Annotated in this window: 3 protein-coding genes; all 3 read left to right on the top strand. The window is 28.1% G+C overall.

What is annotated here, in order from left to right; all coding sequences use genetic code 11:
• Positions 1-143 precede the first annotated feature (143 nt).
• The 3 genes from ACJJVY_RS00015 (at position 144) to ACJJVY_RS00005 (ending at position 3256) form a co-directional block, all read left to right on the top strand.
• Positions 144-1325 carry a hypothetical protein gene (locus ACJJVY_RS00015; protein WP_405603861.1) on the top strand — a complete coding sequence of 394 codons (1182 nt, stop codon included), beginning with the start codon at positions 144-146 and terminating at the stop codon, positions 1323-1325.
• 158 nt (positions 1326-1483) lie between these two features.
• On the top strand, positions 1484-2896 hold the full coding sequence (locus ACJJVY_RS00010; RefSeq protein WP_405603859.1) for a WG repeat-containing protein: 1413 nt from the start codon (positions 1484-1486) through the stop codon (positions 2894-2896).
• A complete protein-coding gene (locus tag ACJJVY_RS00005; RefSeq protein ID WP_405603857.1) occupies positions 2897-3256 on the top strand; it encodes a WG repeat-containing protein in 360 nt (119 codons plus the stop codon).
• The last annotated feature ends 279 nt before the right edge of the window (positions 3257-3535 follow it).

The raw sequence follows: 3535 nt of genomic DNA, 5'->3' as shown, positions 1-3535 counted from the left end.
GCAATTAATTTATACAACGAAATAAGATTACACTTATCTTTAGGTTATAAAACACCGAATATGGTATATAAATTATCAGCTTAAAAATAAATTTTAACCTGTAGCCATATTTCAGGACGAGACATTAAAAACGAAATCCATAAATGAAAGGAAAATTAAGGAAAGAAGAAATATCTATTCAAAAAATTGGGAAACAAAGATTTTGGATTGGAATAATTTCAGGTTTATTTTCTGCAATTATAATTTCATTAACGTTTAATTATTTCCGAGAATTATTTAGGTTTTTCACCACTTTATCTGCTGATTTATTCATTTTAGAAAAATCTGAATTACTTTTTTATAATTACTTTTTTTCGTCACTTGCAACCGTTTTAGGTCTTTCAGTTACGATTGCAATTTGGATGACAAATAATAATCATAAAAGGAAAAAAGACAAAATTTATAAACAATTATCAAGAACAAATATTTTCTTTACTTTTTGGCTAATTTTAATGATGATTGCTCGATTTGGTTCAATTGTTCCTTTCATTTTATATGGAATGCCAGGTTATGATAATCAACTAAATTTATTCGAAGAATATTGGCTTTTATTTGTTTTAATTCCAATTGTTGTTTTTGCACAAAATTGGTTTATAGTTAGGCTAATTTATCGTTCAGAAAAATGGATATTATTTTCATTCGTAATTTGTTTTGTAATAACTTTTACATTAAAAACTACAACATCTGTGAATCAAGAGATATTAAATAATGTCTATTACAAAAAATTTGAATCAGATTTTAATTACGTTGACCAACAAATAAGTAAAGCCAAAATTGAGTACGGAATTGAATTTAACGAAAATACAATTAAGACATTAAAAAAATGGCATAGTGAAAGTTCAACCAAGCAAGTGATTAGTTTGAAGTCAGCCTTTTCAAAAGGTAAAAAAGTATCTTTAGATACAATCATTCTTCAAAAAATTGCGATTAAGAACTTTAAAGAAAATGGCAAGTACTTTAATAGAAATTCAATTGATAATTGGCGTTATGCTTTCCCAAAAGATATTTTAAGACAACTTGAATTTTACGATGTCAACTCAAATGAATCAAAGGAGCTTTTAGAAATCATAAAGGAACAAATTGACCTTGTTAACACACCAGAAATTGACTGGAAAGAATATGACAAGCATACTGATACTGAAATAAGAAAAAGTTTTGGAATCAAATATAATGTTCCAAAACAATTAAATGAGCAATTAGAAAAAGTACGAGAAAGTTTAATGAATGACAAGAAATATTACGAAATTTCTAAAGATTTACCTGAATTAAAACAAAGAGATGAATAACAACAACGTGCCACAACACCGTATATAATTAATGGCTAGTTTTAGTTTGTTTACGAAAATTCTCGCATATTTTCTATTCAGTTTTTATTTGCTAAATTAGGTGCTTAAACACGCCACTAATCATATACAATCACGTTAGCAACAAGGCAAAACAAACATTGAGAACATTTATAAACATATTGATTATTCTTTTGCTTGTGATTTCTTGCAAACCAAATAAGGCGGAATTAAATTCAGCTGAATCTCAAACCTACAAACGAATTAGTGGAAATAAAACTTGGGGATTCGTAAATCAAAACGGAGATACAATTATACCTCTTAACAAATATAAATTTCTGAATCCGATTGATGAGGAAGGAATGATACTTGCAGAAAATAATGGAAAAAGAGGCTACATAAATATTACTCAAGATACCTTAATACCTTTTAAATATGACGATTTGAGTGTGTTTTCAAATGGACTTGCACCAGCGGAATTAAATGGGAAACACGGATTTATTGACAGAAAAGGTAAAGTCGTAATACCATTTGAGTATGAAAACGAGAGTCATTTTTATAAGTGTGGTTTAGCTAGAGTGCGTAAAAACAATAAATATGGATTTATTGACAAAACTGGCAAAGTAATAGTTCCAATAGAGTTTGAGAAAGTAAGAGATAATAAAGCGGACGAACTAGTATGCGCAATGAAAAATGGAAAATGGGCATTTTTCTCTTGTGATGGTAAAAGACTTACTGATTTTGAATATGACAAAATCACAGAAGTTTCATATAACGATAGGACTAATACATATTTTAAAAAGGGATTATGTCGAGTTGAAAAAAACGGTCAACTTGGATATATCAATTCAAATTTTGAAACTATAGTTCCTTTTGGGAAATTTGACATTGCAGAACCTTATCAAAACAATTTAGCGATAGTATCTAAAAATGGAAAATATGGAATTATTGATAGTTTAGGAACTTTAATAATTCCTTTAAAATATGACCTAATCGAACATCCTGCGATATACTCAAATATATTTGCCGAATTTTTAACCAATGATTCGGGAAAGTATGGATTACTTGATTCCAATGGAGATATTCTTCTCGAAAACAAATACAAAGAAATTATTTGGGATAGACTCAAACGAGGAGAAAACCAACAAAAATATTTCATCTATAAAGAAAATGGGAAATTTGGAGCTATAAACACAAAAGGAGAAATAATTATACCTTTTGAATATGAGCAATTATCAAATTTTAAATATCGAGATTTTACTATAGCAAAAAAGAATGACAAATTTGGTGTTATTAACTCATTTGCCGAAACCATTATTCCTTTCGAATATAACTCAATAAATTGTAATGAAAGAAAACAATGGTGCAACCTTTTAATACTTGAAAAAGATGGTAATGTAGGTTTAGCAGACTTAAAAGGGCAATTAAAAATCCCTTCCATTTACCAAGAAATATCACCTTGCTTTTACGATGAAACGAATAGATTTATTGTGAAAAAAAACAACTTTTTTGGTATAATAGATATTGATGAAAATATAATTATTCCAATAGAATATAATGAAATATCTAACTGAGTGGAATATGGTCCAGATGAACATTTTGTAACAAAGAACAAAAAGAAAGGATTAATTAGCAGAGAAGGAAAAATAGTAATTCCACCTATTTATGATGAGATTTTAGTAGATAACTCTAAACTAATAAAAGTTAAAAAAAACAGTTTATTTGGAACAATCAATTGGAAAAACGAAATAGTTAATCCAATAGAATACGAACAAATTTTATGGGAATGGCCATATCTGTCATATAAAGAATTGGACACTATTTATTTAAAAAAGAATGGAAAATATTTTACAACTGACACTAAAGGAAAAGTTTTAGAACAAAAGGTAAGCGCAAAATTGATTGATGAGAAATTTGGTTATTTATTAAACTGATAGAAAAAGCCCAGTTGCTAACAACGTGTATAATTAATTGCTTTGGTCGTTGCTTATTTGGAAAATTCCTTCGGAATTTTCTCGCGTTCGTTTTTGTTTACTAAATTAGTTGCTGAAACACGCAACTAACCATACACAAAACCGTTGTACACAATTTTGACCCGTCCTGAATAAAGGCTACATAATTTTAAACATTATGTACAAAAATGACAAAGTAATTAGACGGTATTCAGAACCTTTTAAACTAAAAATTCTTGATGAACTCAGTAAAGGTAAACA

It is taken from the genome of Polaribacter sp. Asnod1-A03 (genome assembly GCF_045063585.1).
Taxonomy (GTDB): Bacteria; Bacteroidota; Bacteroidia; order Flavobacteriales; family Flavobacteriaceae; genus Polaribacter.
The sequence above is the reverse complement of the archived record's forward strand: the minus strand, read 5'-3'. Positions and strand labels throughout refer to the sequence as shown.

Coding starts and splice junctions, on each gene's coding strand:
- ACJJVY_RS00015 (WP_405603861.1), top strand. CDS start 144: ATGAAAGGAAAATTAAGGAAAGAAGAAATATCTATTCAAAAAATTGGG.